Consider the following 23,703-nt stretch of genomic DNA (forward strand, 5'->3'; position numbering starts at 1 on the left):
ATCTCGTTTCAACTTTTTGTCATTCACATAGGCAAATGCTAAAATCAATATATGTGAGAAAGGCAAAAACATGAACGTATGGTTTTGCAAGCGTCCTAGGAGGTGTTTTCAAGTGAAGAAAAAAATTAGTATTTATGCAGTGTTGATAGTCGTGATTTGTTTTATGATGTTATACCGACTAGACGCGTATATTATGAAACCTGGAAGTGCCTATGATGTCAGTAAATTTGTTACTGTGGATAGTAAAGAGGCAGATAGTGAGGGGTCTTTAAGTTTAATGACAGTTGCTATGCAGCAAGCCACACCATTTTCGTATTTGTGGGCGAAAGTCCAAAAATATCAAAAGCTAATGGATATTGAACAAGTACGAAATCCTTTAGAGGATGATGAGGAATATAATATTCGACAGTTAAAGTTAATGTCTGATTCACAATTTAATGCCAAATCTGTAGCCTTCCAAAGAGCAGGGCTAGAGACAAAGGTTCTTTTTAATGGTGTATTCATATTAAATGTTTTAGACGGAGGAGCTTCGGACGGTATTTTAAAAGCTGGTGATGAAATTGTCGAGGTTGATGGTCAAAGAATAACTAGCCAGCAAATGCTTGTGGATCTATTAAAACCTAAGCAGCTTGGCGATAAGGTAACCATTCAATTTATACGTAATGAAGAACAACATCAGGAGACTATTACACTAAAGGAAATTCCTAATGCCCAAGAACATAGAGCAGGTTTAGGTATTTCCTATACTGAAAGCAAATCGATTGAAACTAATCCGAAAGTGACGATGAAAACAGAGGATATCGGGGGGCCTTCTGCTGGACTGATGTTTACACTTGAAATATTAGACCAATTACTTGATGAAGATTTAACAAAAGGCTATGCAATTGCTGGTACAGGTGAAATGCTAATAGATGGAACCGTTGGAAGAATTGGTGGAATAGACTATAAGGTTATTGCCGCTGATCGTGACGGCATGGAAATCTTTTTTGCACCAGATGATGAAATCTCTCGAGAAATGAAAGCGAAGTATCCAGAGCTAGAATCGAATTATGCAACGGCTGTCAAAACGGCAAAAGAGATTAAAACAAAAATGAAAATCGTTCCAGTAAAGAGCGTTGACGATGCTATCAATTATTTAAAGCAACTTCAACCAAAATAATATAAAGGGATGCTAAGAGGACTTTAGCATCCCTTTTGATGTCTTTAGTAACGAATAGGTGGTGTTTGATAATCCTTCGGCAGCGTAAGATCCTTTGTTCCTTGCTCGATACTTAAATTATAAAGCTCTGCCGCATGTATATCGATAGCTAACATCGCATCATCTGTAGCTGCAACGCGACTGATTAAGGGTAATTCTATATTCTTTTTTTGCTGACCTAAATAAGCTTGTCCCATCGAACTCATACCCAATAGCCGAATAAAGGAGGGCGCGTTAAAACTTTGAAGCTGCTTTTTGGTAAACCCTGTATAGATATGTGTTATCATCCGTTGAAGGCGGGTCCAAGTATAACGCTTAGATTTTATTTTTTCCATAAAGCTATAAAATGTAGAGCTGGTTTTGGCTGCTTTTACAATTGCGTTTTCTATGCCCTCTGTTACTTCTGCATAACGAGTAAGTTCTGAAGGGGTATGTCTTATAATGGTGAACTGTAATAACGGCCAAAATGTTTCCCAGCTTGCAAATTGGTTATACTTTGTATGCCAGTCAGTTAAATAATCAAAAGTAGCAGTAGGAACAACATTTTGTACACTTTGTAAAGAATTTGTAGAGGCAAGGGCTTTACGTATGCCAGTGGCACTGGCGATCGATGCATCTTCCTTTAAAGCATCATGATATCCTGCTGCAACGCGAGGAATTGTTAGTGGTTTAATGTTGCTGTTAAGTGCCCTCGTTGCTTCAAGATAATGAAAGCCCAGTATATTATTTGGTTGTGCAAGATCGATGTATGGAGCAGGGTACATCTGAGAAAGCTGTTCATAGGCGTAATGTAGGCTTTTTGGGTAGCTGGCACCTGTTTTAAGGCTGTCTTTAATGAACAGGTCATATTCTGCACGGTGGCTGTCAATCAGCTCGAAAGTGTTTAGAAAGGGCTGTATAGAGCCGTCTTCACTTCCAAAGGCAAAAGAGTTGCAACCAACAGCACTTAATAAGGAAATGGCCCCTTTTGCGAAATCTGTGGCAGGTGCTGTACTATAGACATAAGGCAGTTCAATAACAATATCTACACCGCCAGAAAGCGCCATTTTAGTACGTGTCCATTTATCTACCATGGCAGGTTCTCCACGCTGTAAAAATGTGCCGCTCATAACAGCGATTACGAGATCTGCCTGTGCTGCTTTTTTAGCCTGTTCTAAATGATAAGCATGTCCGTTGTGAAAAGGATTATATTCAACAACAATTCCAACTGCTTGCATGCTTCTCCCCCTTATAATTTGTGTCTTTATTTAAACTGTTAGGAGTAAATACACTTCTCATAGTATATAATTATAGGTGGGTTTTAAAGTGGTGACAAGAAATTATCTTGACATCTATTTTTACACATTATATAATCAACATTGTTGTCTCGAGGTGATTAAACGAATGAAATGGTCAATTCATCAATTATCTAAATACCGCCAAAACGGGATGCCAATCGATGCCTTTGTCCAACTGGACGAAGTGATGGAGCGAAACCAGGATATTCGAGCAATTTCGCCCGTTCATGTAAAAGGGCTATGTACTTTTGGTGCATCGCAAATGACATGTCAGTTAACTGTGACAGCAACGTTAACACTACCATGTGCTCGCACATGGGAGGATGTTGAGTTTCCAATTGAAGTTGAGACAGTTGAAATTTTTAGCTGGATCGACGAAGATAAACGAGGAGACGATGACGGAGACATTCACTATATTGACGGTGAAGTCATCGACATGAAACCGGTTCTTGAGGAATTAGTTTTGCTTGAGGTACCAATGCAAGTGTTCAAGGAAGATTCTGAAGGACAAGTGCATGGTGGTAAAAATTGGTCTTATGCAACAGATGAAGACGTAGAGCTACACAAAAAAGCTGACGAACAAAAAGTGGATCCAAGACTAGCTGCTTTAGCTAAGTATTTTGATCAAACAGACGAATAGACGATCTGTAAGGAGGTGCCATCAATGGCTGTACCATTTAGAAGAACTTCTAAAACTGCAAAAAGAAAGCGTCGTACGCATTTCAAATTATCTGTACCTGGTATGGTAACTTGCCCTAACTGTGGTGAGGCTAAATTATCACACCGTGTTTGCAAAGCTTGCGGACAATACAAAGGTAAAGAAGTAGTAAGCAAATAATACAGTGTTTGCTCACTTAAAAGGCTAGTAGAGAGACCATGGCTCTTTACTAGCCTTTTTGTTTGCTTAAAAAGACGGAATATTGCGTTGATTATGAAGTTCTTTACAATCGTGAAATAATTGTGTGATACAATTTATTCATTGCGACAAAGGGGGAGTAATATGTCTTATACGATTGGCAATTATGATGGCATTATGACGTTTACCATTAACCGTGAAGAGAAACGGAATGCTGTCAATGATGAAGTGATGAACGGTCTTCAAGAAGTCATTACGTATATTCGTGGGCATGAAGATGTGCGTTTCTTAGTAGTGACTGGTGCTGGCGATAAATCGTTTTGCTCAGGAGGGGATTTATCTGAGTTTCATTCACTGGAAACAGAGGATGAGGCATTTGGTATGTTAAGTAAGATGGGGAAAATATTATATGACCTTGCTACGCTTCCTGTACCAACTATAGCACTTATAAATGGAACTGCTGTTGGAGGGGGCTGTGAGATTGCAACAGCTTGTGATTTTCGTTTAGTAGCTAGCCATGCGAAATGTGGATTTATTCAAGGAACACTAGCCATTACAAGTGGCTGGGGTGGTGGTACATATTTATTTGAACGAGGTTTGCGTCATGATCGTGCAATGAAGATGCTAGTGGATGCGAAGCCTTACCCTGCACAATTATTATATGAGATAGGATGGGCTATGCGTGTTTTTGAAGGCTCAAAAGAAGATGCCTTGAACGATTTTATTGAACATATGCGAAAAATTCATCCTTCTGTTCATAAAGCTTATAAGGAGATTGAGCTTCGAAAGTGGCGTGAACGAAATATGTATGAGCGTGTGATGGAAGAAGTTCGTACCTGTGCAAAGTTGTGGGAAAGTGAAGCGCATCATCAAGCGGTTAATAATTTCTTGACAAAGAAGAATAATAAGTAATGTATAAAGACAGTGATGAGAGTAAAAACATCATCACTGTCTTTTTTCATGCAATGATTCTATTTTGCTTGCTTTTGCATATAGTAGTAAAAAATGCGAGGGTGATAGATTATGGAATTGAAAAAAAGAAAAGATCAATGGACAAAGGAAGATGATGAAAGACTAGCAGAAATCGTATTGCATAATGTGCAAAATGGCAAAACACAGCTAGAGGCCTTTGAAATGGCGGCCATAGAACTAGGTCGTACAAAACAAGCGTGTGGTTTCCGTTGGAATAAAACATTGCGTGGTCAATATAGTCAGTCACTATTAGCTGTGCGAAATCAGCCCCAACAATCTATGCGAAGTCATTTGAAATTAGCGTTGACAAGTTTTGACGAATTAACGGAGGCTTATCAAACGCTTGAAATGAAGCATCGTGAATTGCAAAATGAGCATGAGAAGCTAGTGAAATGGCTTCAACAAGGTTATTCATTAATGAAAGATTAAAATTATGATTACGTGGCTTTTGGAACATGAATTACATTGCTTTTCTTTTATGGACATAAAACCCTTTCTGTGTATCGTCAATAATCAGACTATCCTGTATAATAAAAGAACCTGCGTAGAAGGTGCCTTAGATGTATTCTAAGGCACCTTATTCTTATAGTTTTATGAATATAGGCTATTCAGAGGTGAAGCATCAGATGGGTGATTTAAAGTCTGCTGATTTAGAAGGCGTGCCAAAAGTGCGTCACCCTCTTTGATGGTGTGAATAATATCGTGTAGCTCCGAGGTATCACAGAGTGTTTCTAGATTTTTGGAACAATCTTGATGTAATGACGTCGAGGTAACATTGATCAGTAAAGATGGAAAGGGTGTAGACAATGAAAGTAGCGATAATTGGGGCAGGGGCGGTAGGTCAATTAACAGCAAGTTTTTTAGCGGAGTCTGGTGTATCAGTAACGTTGGTTGCCAGAAGGCAGGAACAAGTAAATGAACTAAATGCCAAAAAGTTAACACGTATCAACGTTGATGGAACTAAAACTGTGCAAAGGATTGTTGCTACGACAGATTTGACTAATCTTCCAAAGCAAGATTTATTAGTGATTGCTGTTAAATACGGACATTTGCAAAAACTCTACAATCAATTAGCCTTATTCTCAAATGATATGCCGTTGCTTTTTATGCAAAACGGCTTAGCGCATTTTGAGGAGGCGCTACTATTGCCGCAAAAAAATATCGCCTTTGGTTCAGTGACCTTTGGAGCTCAATTGTTGGACCAATCAACGGTTCATCATAGAGGAGTAGGGCTATGTAAAATAGCGATAGAACGAGGAGAACACCGGGCCTTTCAACAGCTACTACAATTACAACATTCCTTATTTCCTATTGAATTGGCTAGTAATGCAGAGCAAATGCTTTTTGCAAAAGCGGTACTTAATAGCTTAATTAATCCATTGACAGCTGTTTTGCAAGTAAAGAACGGAGAGTTAGTGGCTAATCAACAAGCATTTTTACTGCTAGAAAGTATTTATCGAGAGCTTACGGAAGCTTTTGAAGATATTGAACTCACCATATCTTTTAGTGATGTGATAGACTTATGTAGGAAAACGGCCAACAATACTTCATCTATGCTAGCGGATCGTCTGCAGGGGAGAAAAAGTGAAATCGAAACAATTGTTGGTGTCATTCTAAATAAAGCTTTAGCAAACGGTCATAATTTACCTACTTTGCGTACTTTATATCATCAAGTGCTTGCAATAGAGGAGAGCGGTGAAAGAAGTTGAAAGACCTTTTACATATAGTTATTAGTATCATTATTTTTTGTCCAATTGTTCTTTTCATAATTGTTTATCTGGTTGGCAGGAAAGTTAAAATTCGTGGCACACATGCTTTTGGTGCAGCCTCTGATGTTACGACATTGTGCTTGTTTTTTTCTGTTCCGTTAGCTATCGGTGTGCTTTGGCGTGTGAATGTTGGGGCGCTTTTGGTGATACTCGCGATAATGATGGCCATGATTTTTACATATATTGATTGGCGGACTAAAAAGGAAATAGAAGTAAAGCCGTTATTAAAGAAAATTTGGCGTTTTTTATTCTTAATACTTAGTACAGCTTATCTAGTGATATGTATCGTGGGTGTTATTCAATCCATTATGGAATATTTACAGGTTGTCTAAGCATTTTCTTTTCATGTTGAAGCTTTAAGCGTTAAAATAATAGCATTAAAATAGTTATAAAAATCATTCTATGGGGATGAGAATATTGATTGCATTCATAAACCTTCGTAACTAGAAGCGTAGTTCAGTGACATAGGAAGTGAACCAGCACGTGTATTTTGTACCAAAAGCAAAGTTAGGTATAGAAAATCCTTCTTGAGGGAGAACGATGGCTTTTAAATCGAAATGTCTGCTGCAACATTGTTGCCTCAAAGCCGCTAATGGATGCCGCGGATTTTTTTGAGCAATTTGAATGTCAAGGCGACATTGAAAGCCTCATGTGCATAGTATGAATGAAATTCAATTTCTTGTTATGAGTAAGGAAATGATTTAGTGAGTAGAGGAGTTTATGTTAAATGAAACTGGAGTCAATCCAAGTACCTATAAAAAATCATGTACTAGCAGATTACTGGTCGCCAAATACTGCCATTCATCAATTTTTTGAGTATGAATACAATGATCAAGCTTTTGAGAAAAGAGCGGAGCATTTAGCGCGAAATTCCCGTGATCAAAAAGAATTAACAACAATCATCCGTCAATTTATGGAGCCGCTGGGGTTATCAAAAAAAGCGAATGAACATTTAGAACAACTAGAGCAAGGAGCTATGGTAATAGTTGGTGGACAACAAGCAGGTATCTTAACAGGCCCTCTTTACTCCGTTCATAAAGCTATTTCAGTTATTGCATTAGCGAAAGAGCAAAGTACGAAGCTTCAACAGCCTGTTATTCCTGTTTTCTGGATCGCTGGAGAAGATCATGACTTAGAAGAAATTAATCACACCTATACGGTTCATGGGGAATTGCTGAAAAAAAGAGCTTATGGAGAGCGATCTAGACGTAAAACGATGGCTTCTGCAACAGCCCTAAACAAAGAGTCGATGACGCAATTAATTAATACAATTATTCGTGATATTGGAGAAACAGAGTATACAGAAACGCTGATTAAGCAATTAGTTGACGCATTGAATAATAGTGAAACATTTACAGATTTCTTTGCCTGTCTAATGAATCAATTGTTCAAAGAGGAAGGTTTATTATTAATCGATGCCGCCAACTTTCAATTCCGTCAATTTGAACATAAATATTTTGCTCAAATCATTCAATCCAATGAAGAAATTGCTAGAGTAGTAACGGAAAAGGAGCAAGAGCTTGAACGTGCTGGCTATGGTAAGCCTATTTTAGCAACATATGAAGCCGCTAATTTATTTTACGTAGAAGATGGGGAGCGACATCTTTTAGAAAGAAAAAATGATCTGTTTGTTAATTTAGCGGCAAACCTTAAATTTACACAAGAAGAGCTATTAGAAGTGGCGCATAATCATCCAGAACGTTTAAGTAATAACGTAGTAACTCGCCCGTTGATGCAGGAGATGACATTACCAGTATTAGCGTTTGTTGGAGGTCCAGGAGAGCTAGCTTATTGGGCGACACTGAAAAATGCATTTTCGGTGTTAGATTTACAAATGCCGATTTTTGCTCCGCGCCTACATATTACTATTGTCACTCGTCATGTAGAGCAATTATTACGTGAGCATCAACTAACTGTTACTGACGTATGGGAAGGGAAAGCATTACACCTGAAAGAACGTTTTATTGCAGATGTCCAGGACAGTGAAGCCAAACGTCAAATCCAAGCTATGCAGCAGTTGTTAGTAGAAAAATATGAAGAGCTAGCCTCCTATTTAGAGAAACAGCATCTGCAATTAGATAAGATTCTTGAGAAAAATCAAGAAAATCATGCGAAACAATTTGACTATTTACAGCAAAAAATTGAACAAACTGTATTAGGTAAGCATGAAACGACGATTCGTAAATTTATGACACTGCAAAATGAATTATATCCTAATGATGGTTTCCAAGAGAGATCCTTTAATCCATATCAATATTTCAATGAGTTTGGACCTATGTTAATTACTGAAATGTTGAAGCAAAATTATAGCATCGGTAAACACCACTATTTACTTTATTTATAAAATTAATAAATAGATACTTTTTACCTAAGTAGTAATTTGATATCCTGTGAATTTGATGAATAATGTCGAGATAAATAGTATTTAAAGAGCTATCCTACTAGGGGTTGCTCTTTTTTTATATCATTTAGCATATGTCAAAAAAATTCCTAAAGGTCTAATTGCATATTAAGCGATAAAATGTCAAGTTTTTTTTAAAAAAAGTGGAGGAAAGTGGGGGGATGTGGTACATTATTTAATAAAGTGGGGTGAGTAGTATGTTCATGGGAGAATATCAACACTCCGTTGATGCGAAAGGGCGATTAATCGTACCGGCAAAATTTCGTGAAGCTTTAGGCGAAACGTTTGTTGTCACAAGAGGTCTCGATAACTGTCTATTTGGCTATCCTATGAATGAATGGCGAAAACTCGAAGAGAAATTAAAAGGTTTACCAATGACCAAAAAAGATACACGAGCATTTGCGAGGTTTTTCTTTTCTGGAGCAACAGAGGTAGAGATAGACAAGCAGGGGCGTATCAATATCCCAACTACTCTTATGCAACATGCGCATCTAGTAAAAGAATGTGTGGTGTTGGGGGTTTCAAATCGAATCGAGATTTGGGCTAAGGATGCTTGGGAAGCTTACTTCAGTGAGTCTGAACAATCTTTTAATGAAATTGCAGAAAATATGATTGGCTTTGATTTTTAACTTGTAATAGGCATTACAACGTGATAGTTGAATGAGGTTAAGGCCTGAGAGGAGCGAGTGGTATGTTCGATCATACAACCGTGTTATTAAAAGAAACTGTTGATGGGTTGAACATAGATCCTGATGGTGTATATGTGGACTGTACACTAGGTGGTGCGGGACACAGTGAATATCTAGTACAACAATTATCAGATAAAGGCCGCTTAATTTGTTTTGATCAAGATATGACGGCTATTGAAAATGCGAAAATTAGATTAGCACCTTATATAGAGCGTGTTACATTTATCCATTCGAATTTCCGTTACTTAAAAGAAGAACTAGTAGCTCATGGCATTAAGCAGGTTGATGGTATTTTATATGACTTAGGCGTATCTTCTCCACAATTAGATACACCTGAGAGAGGCTTTAGTTATCACCACGATGCACCACTTGATATGCGTATGGATCAAACTGCAACACTGACAGCATCAGATGTTGTTAATCAATGGGCATACGAAGATCTTGTTCGTATATTTTTCCGTTATGGAGAAGAGAAGTTTTCTAAACAAGTGGCCCGTAAAATTGAAGAGGCTCGAAAAACAGCACCGATTGAAACAACTGGTCAACTTGTAGAATTAATTAAAGAGGGTATTCCAGCAGCGGCACGCCGAAAAGGTGGGCATCCGGCAAAGCGCATTTTCCAAGCAATAAGAATTGCTGTTAATGATGAGCTAGGCGCAGCAGAGGATTCATTAGTCGATGCGATTGATATGATTAACGTAGGGGGGCGCATTAGTGTCATTACGTTCCATTCATTGGAGGACCGCCTATGCAAGACAATCTTTAAGGAAGCGTCATCATTACCGGAATTACCACCAAATCTACCTGTAATTCCTGATGACATGAAGCCAACTTTAAAGCTTATTACACGAAAGCCTATTATTCCTTCTGATGAAGAATTGGCAGTTAATAATCGTGCGCGTTCAGCGAAGCTTAGAGTGGTGGAGAAAATTAACGACAAAGGGCGTGAGTAAATGGCAGCAGTTCGTGTAAGGCAACAGCACCAACATCAACAAGTGCAACAACCGATAACACCACCTAGTCCACAACCCACTATCATACGTCGTAAAAAAACGAACCAGAAGTTTGAAAAAACAATGCTAATTGTTTTAATTGGCATTATTGCTGTACTAGGAATACTTGTATTAAATAAACAAGCAGCGATTCAAACAACAAGTATAGACATTCAAAAAATCGAATCAGAAGCAGAAGAGATTGCGAAACAGAATGTTGACTTAACGGTTCGTGTAAGTGAACTTTCTACATACGAAAACATATGGAAAAAAGCCAAAGAACTCGGTTTAACTCAAAATGAGAAAAATGTAAAGGTAGTGCCGGGAGAATGAAAAAAAAGAGATTTCGATTCCAATGGGGAGCCTTTCTATTATTAATTTTTTATGGAGGGCTCTTTTTTCTATTATTCACAAGAATGGTGACATTACAGGCTACAGGTGAAGTGGAAGGACAAGAGCTTGCAGCGAGAGCAGCAGCTAAGTATGGTAAGGAAAGTGTAATTACAGCTAATCGTGGAAAGATTTATGATCAAAATGGACAAGTAATTGCAGAAGATACATTAAGTTATCGCATGATTGCCATTGTAAGTGAAAAGGCTACAACAGATCCTAAGAATCCCCGACATGTAGTGGATTCGGAGAAAACGGCAAAAATACTAGCGAAATATATTCCAGCGATGAAGGAAAAGGAAGACGAGATTGTTAAAAAATTGAACAATCGATATAGAAGTGATGGTGAACCTTTATATCAAGTTGAGTTTGGTAGTGCAGGCCGCGGCATTAGTCACGAGGTCATGAGTAAAATAAAGGAAGAAAAATTACCAGGAATTCTCTTTGTGAGTGACTTAAAACGGTATTATCCAAATGGTGTATTTGCCTCTCATTTAATTGGCTATGCTCTCAAAAAAGATAATGAAGATGGCACGGTTACAACCAAGGGGGAAATGGGTCTAGAATATACGTATGATAAAGAATTAACAGGCGTTAATGGCAAAGTAGAATATGAGACAGATGCTTTCCGCTATTTGCTTCCAAACAGTGAGAAAATGATTACACCTGCAAAAAATGGGGACGACATTTATTTAACACTTGATAAAACAATCCAAAGCTTCTTAGAGGAAGCAATGACAAAGGTTGAACAGGAATATAACCCTGAGTCCATGACCGCGGTAGTAGCAGATCCGAAGACTGGAAAGATTTTAGCAATGTCACAGCGTCCTACATTTAACCCAGAAACACGTGAAAGTCAAAACATGAAGTGGCTGAACGAGGTGATTGAGGAGACAATTGAGCCTGGCTCAACGATGAAAACATTCACGCTTGCTTCAGCTATCGATACGGGAAAATGGACACCGAATGATTCATTTATGTCAGGTTCATATACAGTATTTGACCGTACGATTCGAGATCACAATAGATATGGTTGGGGTCCAATTACTTATTTAGAAGGCTTTCAACGCTCTGCCAATACTGGTATGGCCCATTTATTAACTAAGATTGGCGATGACGTATTTATTGATTATCTGGACCGCTTTGGTTTTGGGCACAAAACGGGAATTGATTTACCGAATGAAGCAGCGGGTACTATTTTAACAAAGTATCCTATTCAACGAGTAACAACAACTTATGGCCAAGGTTCAACAGTTACACCTATTCAGTTAATCCAGGCAATGACTGCTATTGCGAACGATGGCAAGATGATGCAGCCATATGTTATCGACCGTATTGTTGATTCTTCTACAGGGAAAATTATTCAAAATCATGAGCCTGTTGAGAAAGGTCAACCAATTAAAGCTGATACAGCGAAACAAGTACGAGAAATCCTAGCCTCAACATTAACATCAAAACATGGGACAGCGAAAGATTTTATATTGGAGGATTATGAGGTTGCAGGGAAAACGGGGACTGCCCAAATTCCAAAAGCTAGTGGTGGATATCTTTCAAACCAATACCTTTATTCATTTTTAGGCTTGGCTCCTGTAGATGATCCACAGCTAATTGTATATGTCTCAGTGAAAAAACCTAAGCTGAACAATGAGCTTGGATCGGTACCAGTATCAAAAGTCTTTAATCCAGTTATGTTAAATAGCTTAAAGCACCTTAATATCAACCCAGACGATGTTCAACATGTTAACAAAGTCAGCATTCAGGACTTTACAGGTCAAAGTGCTGAAGCGGTTGAAGTAGAATTAGCCAATGATGGTTTACAACCAATTGTTGTTGGTAGTGGTGGTAAAGTTATTGAACAATATCCAACGAACACTCAAAAACTGGTAAAAGGTAGTTTTGTATTTTTAAAGACAGATGGCGAGGTAACATTGCCAGACTTTACGAATTGGTCATTACGTAATTTACTAGTCTTTAAATCTATGACTGGACTAGAGATGGAAATATTCGGTGAAGGTTTTGTAGCAAGTCAAAGCGTTTCAGCTGGAACCGTCATCACTGATAGTTCCCCCATTGTTGTCAAGCTCAAAACACCTGCTGAAAGCTTTGTACAAGACGTTGAAGCTGCCTCTGAGGGTGAAGTTGAAGAAGTAGAGGATGAATAATACTGAATAGAAGTCCACTTTATTTCATACGTTGTAAAAAACAAGGTGTGATGTCGAATGAAGTGGATTTCTATCCATTCTAAAAAGCGTTTACGTATTTTATATGTGTTGTTTATGTTCGTAGCAGTGGCAATTGTTGTTAGGTTGTTCTTTTTGCAAGTGTTAGATCAAAAAGAATTGACTACCAAGGCAGAGGAGAACTGGGACAGGGAAATTCCCTTTGCGAATGAACGAGGGCATATAACAGATCGAGATGGAGAGAGTATTGTAACTAATAAGCTAGCGCCTACATTATATTTCATGCCTTCACAAAGTAATGATATTGAAGGAGCTGCTGAAAAAATTGCCCAGGTTCTCGAAGTGGATAAGGCGAAGCTATTAGAGAAAATGCAAAAAAAAGCTTACTTAGTGAAACTAGCACCTGAAGGCAAAAATATATCTTATGAAAAAGCAGTAGAATTACAAGGTATGCAAATTGAAGGGTTGTATAGTGGTGTTGATTATTCTAGGGATTATCCTTACGGCACGCTATTATCTCGATTTTTAGGTTTTACGGGGTATGATGCCCAAGGATTAGCTGGAATTGAATATGAATATGATAAATTTCTGCAGGCTAATTCTTCTGCGATCCGTCTCTTTACAGATGCAAAAGGTAATAATTTGCCTAATGTTTCAAGTGCTTGGAAAGCAGGAGAGGATGGGGCTACGATCGAGCTAACAATTGACGTTGATGTACAGCAAGTCGTAGAGCGTGAAATATCGCAAGCAATGAAGCGCTATGAAGCTGACCAAGCACTAGCGATTGCGATGAATCCAAACACTGGCGAAATTTTGGCATTAGCCTCTTATCCTACTTTTCATCCAGCTGAATATCAATTAGTAGAGCCAGCCATCTACAATCGAAATTTACCTGTATGGATGACGTATGAGCCAGGTTCTACTTTTAAAATTATTACCCTTAGTGCTGCGTTGGAAGAAAACCTAGTGGATTTGGAGCATGAAACCTTTTATGATCCAGGTTATACAATGGTGGCGGGAGCAAAGCTTCGCTGTTGGAAACGTGAAGGACATGGGCATGAAACATTTTTAGAGGTGGTTGAGAACTCCTGTAACCCAGGCTTTATAGAATTAGGACAGCGTCTAGGCAATGAGCGACTACTACAATATATTAAAGACTTTGGTTTTGGACAAAAGACAGGGTCTAATATTGCTGGTGAAGCATCTGGTATTTTATTTTCTAAGGATGCCTTTGGTCCTGTTGAGCAGGCCACGACTTCATTCGGGCAAGGGGTAGCCGTGACACCTATTCAACAAGTTCAAGCAGTAGCTGCTGCCATAAATGGAGGCAAGCTTTATACGCCATATGTTGTGAAAAAGGTATTTAATCCAAATACAGGAGAAGTCATACAGGAAACGCAACCAGTTGTTAAAAATCAGGTAATTCGTGAAGAAACCTCTGCTAAGGTTCGAGGTGCTTTGGAATCAGTAGTAGCGAATGGTTCAGGTCGACAAGCCTTTCGAGATGGACTGCGAATTGGTGGTAAAACTGGAACAGCACAAAAAGTTGAAAATGGCCGTTATAAAAGTGGAGAATACATCGTATCTTTTATTGGCTTTGCACCAGCAGACAATCCGCAAATTGTTGTCTATGTAGCTGTTGACAATCCGAAAAAGACAACCCAGTTTGGTGGTGTTGTAGCAGCACCTATAGTGGGGCAAATTATTGAGGATGTTGCGCCTTTTGTAGGTATTGAAAAATCGAAGGAACAACTGGAAAAGGATTATCGTTATGGTGACCCAATTACTGTGAAGGTACCGAATTTTATTGGTCAAACAAAGGATGATATTGCCAAGCAATTTTATCCATTCCGTATTGAATGGCATGGAGAAGGGACTAAAATTGGTAATCAATTACCTGAAGTGGATAGTGTTATCAAACAAGATGGTACCATTCATTTATATTTGGAGAACTAAAATAACTTTACCTTTAAAAAATGGGAAAGAACCACTATTATTATGAAGGGTAGTAATAATAAAATGAAAGTTAATGCTTTTTTCTTAAAGAAGAAAGTGAAACAAGATTTAAAGGAGATTTTTCAATGAAACTCGCAACAACACTTACCATTTTAGCTCTTGCTTTTATAGTAACAGTTATCCTGGCACCAATTAGTATTCCACTTCTTCGTCGTCTAAAGTTTGGGCAAAGTATTCGAGAAGAGGGACCAAAATCACATATGAAAAAAGCTGGTACACCAACAATGGGAGGAATCATTTTCTTAATATCCATCCTCCTAACAACTGTTGGTGTAGGTAGCTTTTTAGATTTATTAACGACACAGACCGTAGTACTTTTATTAGTATTAGCAGGATTCGGCTTAATAGGTTTATTAGATGATGGTTTAAAGGTTGTATTTAAAAGAAATTTAGGTTTAACCTCTCTTCAAAAATTGATTGGTCAAATTGTTATTGCTATTCTTGCGTATTTTCTTCTACATGTAGGATCGTTTGATACAACGTTAGCTATTCCATTTACGGAGTGGACAATTGATCTTGACGTATTCTATGTAGCCTTTTTAATTTTTTGGTTAGTAGGCTTCTCCAATGCAGTGAATTTGACAGATGGACTAGACGGGCTAGTGGCGGGTACTGCCTCCATTGCCTTTGCAGCATTTGGTGTTATTGCGCTATTCCAAAGTCAGGCAGATATTGCACTATTTTCGTTTGCTGTAACAGGTGCTTTATTAGGCTTTTTATTATTTAATGCAAATCCTGCAAAGGTATTTATGGGGGATACGGGGTCATTAGCATTAGGTGGAGCATTGGCTATGGTATCTGTCTTAGTAAAAGAAGAATTCTTGCTTTTACTAGTTGGCTTAGTGTTTGTTATCGAAACACTTTCCGTTATTTTGCAGGTAGGTAGCTTTAAGCTTCGAAAAAAGCGTATTTTTAAAATGAGCCCTATTCATCATCATTTTGAATTATCAGGTTGGTCAGAATGGAAAGTAGTGCTTGTCTTCTGGTCAACTGCCTTAGCAGTAGCATTAATTGCAGTCTTATCGGAGGCGTTCTAATGAAAAACTATACTGATTTACAACATAAAAAAGTACTTGTGTTAGGTCTAGCAAAAAGTGGTGTGGCCGCTGCTGAAATTTTACATGAGCTTGGTGCATTTGTAACAGTAAATGATTCAAAACCATTTGATGAAAGTCCAGATGCACAAGGGCTATTACAGAAGGGGATTACAGTAATTTGTGGTCGCCATCCTGAAGATTTACTTGATGAAGGCTTTGAGTTAGTGGTAAAAAATCCAGGTATACCTTATAGCAATCGAATTGTGGCTGATGCCCTTAGTCGAGAGATTCCAGTCTGGACAGAGATTGAGCTAGCTTTTTTAATTAGTGATGCACCATTTATTGGTATAACAGGCTCAAATGGCAAAACAACGACGACAACTTTAATATTCGACATGTTAAGTAAAGGAAGTAAAAATCCGTTAATTGCTGGAAATATTGGAACAGTTGCTTGTGGCGTCGCAAAAGAAGCGAATCAAGATGACATCATTGTAACAGAATTGTCTTCATTCCAATTGATGGGGATCAAAACGTTTAAGCCTAAAATTGCTATTTTGACGAATCTTTATGATGCGCATTTAGACTATCATGGAACATTTAATAACTATGCTGAAGCGAAGTTTGGCGTAACTCGTAATCAAGATGACAGTGATTATTTTATTTATAATGCCGACCAACCGATTGTGGTTGGATATGCAGCACAATCTCATGCACAGAAGATTCCATTCAGTTCGAAGGGGCGTACTGCAAATGGGATTAGTGCAGATGATACAACAATTTATTGGCAAGGGGAACCATACATGGATCGCGCGAACATTGCCTTGCCTGGTAAGCATAATTTAGAAAACATCTTAGCAGCCGTGGCAGCCTGTATTTTAGTTGGTTGTGACAAAGAGAAGATGGAAGAGGTTTTAGCGACATTTGGTGGAGTTAGACACCGTACACAATTCGTACGTGAATGGAACGGTCGAAAGATTTACAACGACTCTAAGGCAACCAATTGTTTAGCGACAAAGAGTGCTTTAGATGCTTTCCAAGCTCCTGTCATTTTACTCGCAGGTGGCTTAGATCGTGGACATTCTTTCGAAGAACTTCGCCCTTGTATGAGTCATGTAAAGGGTGTTGTTGCGTTTGGAGAAACTGGCTTACGATTTGTAGAATTTGCAAAATCGTGTGGTGTCCAACAAACCGTCATTGCTCAAAATGTAGAAGACGCTGTTCAATATGCAGCACCGATGTCTGCAGAAGGAGATGTTATTTTACTATCTCCAGCATGTGCAAGTTGGGATCAATATGACAGCTTTGAAATACGTGGAGATGTTTTTATTGATGCTGTAATGAAGCTGTAATGAGCCTGTAACTATTTTAGAATATACTTGACTTGGAAGGATGGCATTACTGAGAGGTAAAGAAAGCTACTTATTGCTCGTCACAACTTTGATGCTATCAATAATCGGCATTATTTTCGTCTATTCTGCAGGTACCTACTGGAGTGCCGTTCATTATAGTGGAAAAATGCCGTTTTATATGAAGCAAAGCGTATACTTTGTGGTAGCCATTGTCGTATTTTTAATCACGATTCGATTAAATATTCTGAGAGAGCAGTCCTTTTGGAAAATGGCCTATATATTTTCGTTAATTTTACTCGTTCTCGTACTGATTCCTGGTATAGGATTGGTGCGAAATGGTTCGCAAAGCTGGATTGGTGTAGGTCCATTAACAATACAGCCAGCAGAGCTAACGAAAATTACCGTCATTGTGTACTTGAGCCATATATTAGCCCAACATAAAACGGGCACTCCTGTTGTTAACTGGCGACATGGTTTTATCCTGTTACTTCCTGTTGTTCTTATCATGTTGCAGCCGGATTTTGGCTCAGTATTTATTCTCGTTGTATCTGTGTTTTTATTGTTTTTTGTCGCTGGCTATCCTCTAAAACTATACGCCATGATTATGCTAGCTGGTGTCGCGGGATTAGTAGGTCTCATAGCGACAGCACCATATCGTCTAAAGCGTATAGAAGCATTTCTTGATCCATGGGCTGATCCCTTGGTTAGTGGGTTCCAAGCGGTGCAATCTTTAATGGCTATCGGTCCAGCAGGGATTTTTGGGCATGGCTTTGGACAAAGCCGACAAAAGTTTCTGTATTTACCAGAGCCTCAAAATGACTTTATTTACGCCATTATTTTAGAAGAAGTCGGATTGATTGGTGGCCTCGTTATTTTAGCGCTTTTTATACTAACGATCTATGCAGGCTATAGATTTGCTGTACAGGCTAAAAACCGAACGTCCTATTATGCGATTATTGGGCTAGTCACAATGCTTATGGTGCAAGCTTTTCTAAATATAGCTGTAGTAATAGGTTTAGTGCCAGTAACGGGTGTTACATTACCTTTTATTAGCTATGGTGGAACATCTTTAGTAACAATGTGGTTAATAATAGGTATTATTTATCAATTAGCGAAATAAATATAAAGGAGGAGTACTTTTGTGGAGAAAGTAATTGATATAGAAGAACGCATACCTACGCTAAAAAAGCGACGAAAAAAGCGTACAAACCGGAAATTTATAGTGCTAATATTACTTTTCTTTATTGTGTTAGCAGTACTCCTTTATTTTCAATCTCCATACAGTAGCATCAATAAAATCACAGTCAATGGTGCTAAGCTAGCGAATGACCAATATTATTTGGAGGCAAGTACTCTATCACCAGGAAAATCAATGTGGAGTTTCAAAGTGGAAGATATTGAGCAGATTTTATTAAAGGATAAATGGGTAAAAGAAGTACATGTTAACCGTAACTGGTTACAAGGCGTAACAATTGATATTAAAGAATGGAAAAAAGTTGCGTACTTAGCTGGGGACGGGACTTATTATCCTTTGCTAGAAAACGGTAAGCGCTTTGAACAAAAGGGAAATGATACACCCATTGATGCACCTGTTTTTATCGGGATAACCGGTGAAAAGACAATTAATAAGCTTGTTGAGCAGCTAGCACAATTAAAGCCCGAAGTATTAGCTTTAATTTCTCAGGTTAACACGAATAGTAATGAAGCAAATCCAAATGCAGTCAAGCTTTATATGAATGATGGCTACGAAGTACGTGCTGTTATTCAGACACTAGCGGAAAAGTTAAATTACTACCCCTCTATTGTCGCACAAATTGCTAACTTAGAAAAAGGTGTGATTGATTTAGAGGTTGGTTCATACTATCGTCCTTTTAACGAGGAATACAACAAGATTAGTATTGACATGGAAGCAAATGCAGATGGTGAAATGGTTAACCAGGAAGTGACAGAAGATGAACAACAAGAAGACGAATAGCAAAGGTAGTTTTTTTACTAGAAAACAATTCGAATTACTAATTGTTTGTATAACAACAGGATTTATCATCGGCTATTCATACAACCAGGCGAAAGATAATCGAGAGGCAGGCACTATTAATTCTGAGCTTTTTGAGCAAGAAGATTCTTATCGTGAGGAGTTAATCACTCAACAAGAGCGCAATAAAGAACTCACGGAAGAAGTAAATAATTTACAAGAACAAATTCGAAAGTATGAAAAATCCTTTGCATCAAACGAAAAGGACTATAAGAAGCTTGTTGAGCAAGCAGAAGATTTACGGCTTTTACTCGGTGAACTAAAGAGTGAGGGGAAGGGCATACGCATAACCCTTCAAGATGGAGACTATGATCCAAAATCCTTAAATCCAAATGATTATATTGTTCATGAAAGTCATGTATTTAAATTGTTAAATGAACTAAAAATTTCAGGCGCGCAAGCTATTGCTATTAATGGACAACGTGTATTAGCGAGTTCTTATATTCGCTGTAATGGCCCAGTAATAACAATTGATGGTACACAACATCCAGCTCCGTTTGTGATCGAAGCGGTTGGTGATTCAGATACATTAATAGCTTCTTTAAACTTAAACGGGGGCGTTGTAGATCAATTATTAAATGACAATATTGTGGTGTCCCTTGAAGAAAATCAGAAGCTTACCATGCCAAAAGTAAAAATAGAAAGTTAGGACAAGTTCTATACTTTAAACTTCATGTTTAATTTAGCCTCCAGTTATATAGTCGATTGTAGAAAATTATACAATTCAAAGTCGTATTCTGAGGGGCATACGATACGTCTAGGAGGGGCTATTTTGAAAAGAAATATGTACACCCGAATAACGATCGTGCTATTTATTATCGGTTTGATGATAGCGGTACAATACAATACCATACAAAAACCAGCTGAGCGAGATACACGAGATATTTGGGCAATAAGAGAGGAATTGGCACAAGAAAAACAAAGACATTCCGCACTACTGGCAGAAATTCGCTCACTTCATGAAGTAGTGGATCGCTATGAGCAATCTGAAAAAGTAAATCAGCAAGCAGCCTTAAATGAAACATTAAATCGTTTAAAGCTACAAGCAGGATTAACAGAAGTTATAGGGCCAGGTGTTGTACTTCGAGTTGAACCTGCACCTGAACTGATAGAAATGGGCTATGAAATTAAAGAGATTTCACCCGATTTGTTAACTCAATTATTGAATACCCTTTTTAAGAACAATGCTACTAATGTCTCAATTGATGGTAACCGTGTAGTACAAACAACAGCCATACGGGATATCAATGGTAAGACGACAGTAAACAGTATACCACTGTCTTCGCCTTCATTTGAGATATTTGTTGGGACAAGCGATTATAAAGCAGCGCAAAAAATGTATAATTCCTTGCAGGCCTCAACATTTATAGACTCATTTTATTTAGACAATTTTAATTTAGTAATTGAAGAACCAATTGAACAGTTACAACTTCCAGCATTTGATCAGCCGTTGACAAATGATTATTTAGCAGAGGTAAAAAAAGGAGATTAATATATGTGGCTACCATTTTTAGGTTTGATATTTGGACTTGCCCTTGGCTTGTTAACAAATATACAAATCCCCTCTATGTATGAAAATTATCTGTCAATAGCTGTTTTAGCAGCTTTAGATACATTATTTGGAGGTATTCGTGCTCAATTACAGCAAGTTTACGATGATAAAGTTTTTGTATCAGGATTCTTTTTTAATATAGTTCTAGCAGCAGGATTAGCTTTTATAGGAGTGAATTTGGGGATAGATTTGTATTTAGCAGCGATTTTCGCTTTTGGAGTACGTTTATTCCAAAATATAGCAATTATTAGGCGTATATTACTAACTCGGTTAGATGAGAAACGTCACAAGCGGAAAAAAACTTCCATAGAATGAGAGAAAAATTGACCAAAATACTCGATTTGCTTAGACATTATGCCAAATTTACAATAGAATGAAAACAAGAGCATTTTTCAAGGAGGTGCAGCGAATTGAATCAGCAAGATTTATACATTTCCCTTGATATTGGGTCCTCCTCTGTCAAGGTATTAATAGGTGAAATGAGTGACGGGCAATTACATGTAATTGGCGTCGGAAATGTAAAGTCGAATGGAGTTCGAAAAGGTGCAATTGTTGATATTGATGCAACAGTACAATCTATTCGAAAAGCAATAGAACAGGCCGAACGAATGACTGGTTATCAAATCCATGAAGTCGTTTTAGGCGTTCCAGCTAACCAGACGATGTTACAGCTAGTTAAAGGTGTTGTCGCTGTAAATAGTGAAAATAGAGAAATTACAGATGATGATTTAGACAGAGTGGTAGAATCTGCACAAGTCATGTCAATACCTCCTGAACGTGAATTAGTTAACATCATTCCAAGACAGTTTATTGTGGACAACCTTGATGAAATTAAAGATCCTCGTGGTATGATTGGCATCCGTCTTGAAATGGATGCAACAATGATAACGACATCCAAAACGCTTTTACACAATGTTCTTCGCTGTGTTGAGCGAGCGGGTTTAAGTATACGAGAAATATATTTGCAGCCATTAGCATCAGGCTACTTTGCATTAACAGAAGATGAAAAAAACCAAGGAACTGCCTTTATTGACTTAGGTGGCGGATCTACAACAATTGCAGTTTTTGAAGAGGGATTATTAACGCATACGGGTGTCATACCAGTTGGTGGTGATCATATAACGAAAGATATTTCAATCGTTTTAAAAACACCAACAGAACAAGCAGAACAAATTAAACACCAGTTTGGACATGCCTTTTATGATGACGCATCAGATGACGAACTCTTTGAAGTGCCTGTCGTGGGTACAGATTCTACTGATCAGTACAGCCAACGATTTATATCGGAGATTATTGGTGCTAGATTAGAAGAATTACTAGAGTTAGTTATAGATGAATTAGCACGTTTAGGTGTTAGAGATTTACCAGGCGGTGTAGTTTTAACTGGTGGTGTTGCAAAGCTTGAGGGGATTGCCCAATTAGCACGTCAAATTCTACAAACGCGTGTTAGAATCTATACACCTGATTATATCGGTGTTAGAGAGCCTTCATTTGCGACGGCAGTTGGACTTATTCGTTACGCCCATTTAGAAGATGATTTTTACGGTAAAAGTACGAATACGCAGCCTGTTGAATATGCAGTTGTAGGGGCTCAACCAGCTATAAGCAAAAAGCAAGAGTATTCTGCACCTTCAGAACCAAAAGAAAGCGTAATTGGGAGAGCAAAAAAATTATTTGATAAGTTTTTTGATTAACTAGAATGCGTAATGAATGATACAGAGTCGAGTTACCGTGGGAGGAAAAAGAGATGTTAGAATTTGATACAAGTGTTGATGAACTTGCAGTAATAAAGGTCATAGGTGTTGGTGGCGGCGGTAACAACGCTGTCAATCGAATGATAGAACATGGTGTACAGGGTGTTGACTTTATCGCAGTTAACACGGACGCACAGGCATTAAATCTATCCAAAGCGGAAGTAAGGCTACAAATTGGGGCTAAATTAACGCGTGGATTAGGTGCAGGTGCAAATCCAGAAGTAGGAAAAAAAGCTGCTGAAGAGAGCAGAGAACAGCTAGAAGAGGTTTTACGAGGCGCCGATATGGTATTCGTGACTGCTGGTATGGGCGGCGGAACGGGTACTGGTGCAGCTCCAGTGATTGCACAAATTGCGCGTGAATTGGGAGCCCTAACAGTAGGTGTTGTCACACGTCCATTTACTTTTGAAGGTCGTAAACGTCAAACCCAAGCAATCGGTGGCATTGGCGGTATGAAAGAAGCAGTAGATACACTGATTGTAATACCAAACGACAAGCTACTACAAATAGTTGATAAATCAACACCAATGTTAGAAGCCTTTAGAGAAGCCGATAATGTATTACGTCAAGGTGTACAAGGTATTTCAGATTTAATTGCTACGCCTGGTCTTATTAACTTAGACTTTGCAGACGTGAAAACGATTATGTCCAACAAAGGTTCAGCTTTAATGGGAATTGGTATTGCAACAGGTGAAAACAGAGCTTCTGAGGCTGCAAAGAAAGCTATTTCAAGTCCATTGCTTGAATCATCCATTGATGGTGCTAAAGGTGTCCTTATGAACATTACAGGTGGTTCAAATCTTAGCTTATTTGAAGTACAAGAAGCAGCAGATATCGTAGCTTCTGCATCAGATGAAGAGGTAAATATGATTTTCGGTTCTGTAATTAATGAAAATCTTAAAGATGAAATCATTGTTACAGTTATTGCGACAGGCTTCACCGAGGAAGCTTTACAACAACAACGACCTACAGCAAAACAGACACTGAATATGAACAGACAATCTGCTCCACAGCAACAAGCACCTATTCGTGAACAACGACAAGAAATGCATGTTCAACATGAGCAGCCACGTCAAAATCAGCAAAATTATGCACAGGATGACATGCTTGAGGTTCCGGCATTTTTACGTAACCGCAAAAATCGTGGTTAATTAACTTCTAAAAAGCTCGTATTTTACATATGTAAAATACGAGCTTTTTATATTGACTGCCATAATGTTCAAATGTGTAAGGAAACCA

24 protein-coding genes are annotated in these 23,703 nt (G+C 38.2%); 23 read left to right on the forward strand and 1 reads right to left on the reverse strand.

Annotated elements, in window-relative coordinates:
• Nucleotides 1-112 precede the first annotated feature (112 nt).
• Nucleotides 113-1,159 carry a SepM family pheromone-processing serine protease gene (locus RCJ95_RS14470; RefSeq protein WP_221679711.1) on the forward strand — a complete coding sequence of 349 codons (1,047 nt, stop codon included), beginning with the start codon at nucleotides 113-115 and terminating at the stop codon, nucleotides 1,157-1,159.
• A gap of 44 nt (nucleotides 1,160-1,203) precedes the next feature.
• Here RCJ95_RS14470 and RCJ95_RS14475 read toward each other — a convergent pair whose 3' ends face one another.
• Entirely contained in the window at nucleotides 1,204-2,415 is a 1,212-nt protein-coding gene (locus RCJ95_RS14475) for a nucleotidyltransferase (protein WP_221679714.1), read from the reverse strand.
• Between the two features lie 166 nt (nucleotides 2,416-2,581).
• On the opposite strand from RCJ95_RS14475, the gene RCJ95_RS14480 reads away from it, so the two are divergent.
• The 22 genes from RCJ95_RS14480 to ftsZ all read left to right on the forward strand — a co-directional run bounded on the left by RCJ95_RS14480 (nucleotide 2,582) and on the right by ftsZ (nucleotide 23,615).
• Nucleotides 2,582-3,115, forward strand: a complete 534-nt coding sequence (locus RCJ95_RS14480) for a YceD family protein (protein WP_004224818.1) — start codon at nucleotides 2,582-2,584, stop codon at nucleotides 3,113-3,115.
• A 24-nt stretch (nucleotides 3,116-3,139) separates the two neighbouring features.
• Entirely contained in the window at nucleotides 3,140-3,313 is a 174-nt protein-coding gene (gene rpmF / locus RCJ95_RS14485; protein WP_004224819.1) for a 50S ribosomal protein L32, read from the forward strand.
• Nucleotides 3,314-3,475: 162 nt separating this feature from the next.
• Nucleotides 3,476-4,243, forward strand: a complete 768-nt coding sequence (locus tag RCJ95_RS14490; RefSeq protein WP_446722432.1) for an enoyl-CoA hydratase/isomerase family protein — start codon at nucleotides 3,476-3,478, stop codon at nucleotides 4,241-4,243.
• A gap of 111 nt (nucleotides 4,244-4,354) precedes the next feature.
• Complete coding sequence (locus RCJ95_RS14495) at nucleotides 4,355-4,732, forward strand: transcriptional regulator (protein ID WP_004224822.1); 378 nt, start codon at nucleotides 4,355-4,357, stop codon at nucleotides 4,730-4,732.
• A gap of 131 nt (nucleotides 4,733-4,863) precedes the next feature.
• Nucleotides 4,864-4,989, forward strand: coding sequence for a hypothetical protein (locus RCJ95_RS14500; protein WP_446722433.1), 126 nt, complete (start codon nucleotides 4,864-4,866; stop codon nucleotides 4,987-4,989).
• A gap of 120 nt (nucleotides 4,990-5,109) precedes the next feature.
• The gene (locus RCJ95_RS14505; RefSeq protein ID WP_221679719.1) at nucleotides 5,110-6,012 is read left to right on the forward strand and encodes a ketopantoate reductase family protein; all 903 of its coding nucleotides are present in this window, start codon (nucleotides 5,110-5,112) and stop codon (nucleotides 6,010-6,012) included.
• Nucleotides 6,009-6,404, forward strand: coding sequence for a DUF3397 domain-containing protein (locus RCJ95_RS14510; RefSeq protein WP_221679721.1), 396 nt, complete (start codon nucleotides 6,009-6,011; stop codon nucleotides 6,402-6,404). The genes RCJ95_RS14505 and RCJ95_RS14510 overlap by 4 nt, the downstream gene beginning before the upstream one ends.
• A gap of 395 nt (nucleotides 6,405-6,799) precedes the next feature.
• Nucleotides 6,800-8,416, forward strand: a complete 1,617-nt coding sequence (gene bshC, locus RCJ95_RS14515) for a bacillithiol biosynthesis cysteine-adding enzyme BshC (protein ID WP_112117456.1) — start codon at nucleotides 6,800-6,802, stop codon at nucleotides 8,414-8,416.
• Between the two features lie 254 nt (nucleotides 8,417-8,670).
• The gene (gene mraZ, locus RCJ95_RS14520; protein ID WP_048394670.1) at nucleotides 8,671-9,102 is read left to right on the forward strand and encodes a division/cell wall cluster transcriptional repressor MraZ; all 432 of its coding nucleotides are present in this window, start codon (nucleotides 8,671-8,673) and stop codon (nucleotides 9,100-9,102) included.
• Nucleotides 9,103-9,164: 62 nt separating this feature from the next.
• Nucleotides 9,165-10,115: a 16S rRNA (cytosine(1402)-N(4))-methyltransferase RsmH gene (gene rsmH, locus RCJ95_RS14525; protein WP_257521273.1), complete on the forward strand. Its 951-nt coding sequence runs from the start codon at nucleotides 9,165-9,167 to the stop codon at nucleotides 10,113-10,115.
• Nucleotides 10,116-10,487 (forward strand): cell division protein FtsL, encoded by a 372-nt coding sequence (gene ftsL, locus RCJ95_RS14530; protein WP_004224836.1) that lies wholly within the window; start codon nucleotides 10,116-10,118, stop codon nucleotides 10,485-10,487. It abuts the gene before it with no gap.
• Nucleotides 10,484-12,706, forward strand: coding sequence for a penicillin-binding protein (locus RCJ95_RS14535; protein WP_446722434.1), 2,223 nt, complete (start codon nucleotides 10,484-10,486; stop codon nucleotides 12,704-12,706). The genes ftsL and RCJ95_RS14535 overlap by 4 nt, the downstream gene beginning before the upstream one ends.
• A 57-nt stretch (nucleotides 12,707-12,763) precedes the next feature.
• Nucleotides 12,764-14,680 (forward strand): stage V sporulation protein D, encoded by a 1,917-nt coding sequence (locus tag RCJ95_RS14540; protein ID WP_221679735.1) that lies wholly within the window; start codon nucleotides 12,764-12,766, stop codon nucleotides 14,678-14,680.
• A 125-nt stretch (nucleotides 14,681-14,805) separates the two neighbouring features.
• The gene (mraY, locus tag RCJ95_RS14545) at nucleotides 14,806-15,777 is read left to right on the forward strand and encodes a phospho-N-acetylmuramoyl-pentapeptide-transferase (protein WP_131521629.1); all 972 of its coding nucleotides are present in this window, start codon (nucleotides 14,806-14,808) and stop codon (nucleotides 15,775-15,777) included.
• On the forward strand, nucleotides 15,777-17,126 hold the full coding sequence (gene murD, locus RCJ95_RS14550) for a UDP-N-acetylmuramoyl-L-alanine--D-glutamate ligase (RefSeq protein WP_320939020.1): 1,350 nt from the start codon (nucleotides 15,777-15,779) through the stop codon (nucleotides 17,124-17,126). Before mraY ends, murD begins: the two co-directional genes overlap by 1 nt.
• 40 nt (nucleotides 17,127-17,166) lie before the next feature.
• The gene (gene ftsW / locus RCJ95_RS14555) at nucleotides 17,167-18,246 is read left to right on the forward strand and encodes a putative lipid II flippase FtsW (RefSeq protein WP_221679742.1); all 1,080 of its coding nucleotides are present in this window, start codon (nucleotides 17,167-17,169) and stop codon (nucleotides 18,244-18,246) included.
• 21 nt (nucleotides 18,247-18,267) lie between these two features.
• Nucleotides 18,268-19,101 (forward strand): cell division protein FtsQ/DivIB, encoded by an 834-nt coding sequence (locus RCJ95_RS14560; RefSeq protein ID WP_369354375.1) that lies wholly within the window; start codon nucleotides 18,268-18,270, stop codon nucleotides 19,099-19,101.
• Complete coding sequence (locus RCJ95_RS14565; protein WP_221679746.1) at nucleotides 19,079-19,807, forward strand: DUF881 domain-containing protein; 729 nt, start codon at nucleotides 19,079-19,081, stop codon at nucleotides 19,805-19,807. Before RCJ95_RS14560 ends, RCJ95_RS14565 begins: the two co-directional genes overlap by 23 nt.
• 123 nt (nucleotides 19,808-19,930) lie before the next feature.
• Entirely contained in the window at nucleotides 19,931-20,650 is a 720-nt protein-coding gene (locus RCJ95_RS14570) for a DUF881 domain-containing protein (RefSeq protein WP_004224851.1), read from the forward strand.
• Nucleotides 20,651-20,653: 3 nt separating this feature from the next.
• On the forward strand, nucleotides 20,654-21,025 hold the full coding sequence (locus RCJ95_RS14575) for a small basic family protein (RefSeq protein WP_004224852.1): 372 nt from the start codon (nucleotides 20,654-20,656) through the stop codon (nucleotides 21,023-21,025).
• A 95-nt stretch (nucleotides 21,026-21,120) separates the two neighbouring features.
• Nucleotides 21,121-22,404: a cell division protein FtsA gene (ftsA, locus tag RCJ95_RS14580; protein WP_221679748.1), complete on the forward strand. Its 1,284-nt coding sequence runs from the start codon at nucleotides 21,121-21,123 to the stop codon at nucleotides 22,402-22,404.
• A 53-nt stretch (nucleotides 22,405-22,457) separates the two neighbouring features.
• Nucleotides 22,458-23,615, forward strand: a complete 1,158-nt coding sequence (gene ftsZ, locus RCJ95_RS14585) for a cell division protein FtsZ (protein ID WP_221679749.1) — start codon at nucleotides 22,458-22,460, stop codon at nucleotides 23,613-23,615.
• Nucleotides 23,616-23,703 lie beyond the last annotated feature (88 nt).

It is taken from the genome of Lysinibacillus sp. BSL11, assembly GCF_052928325.1.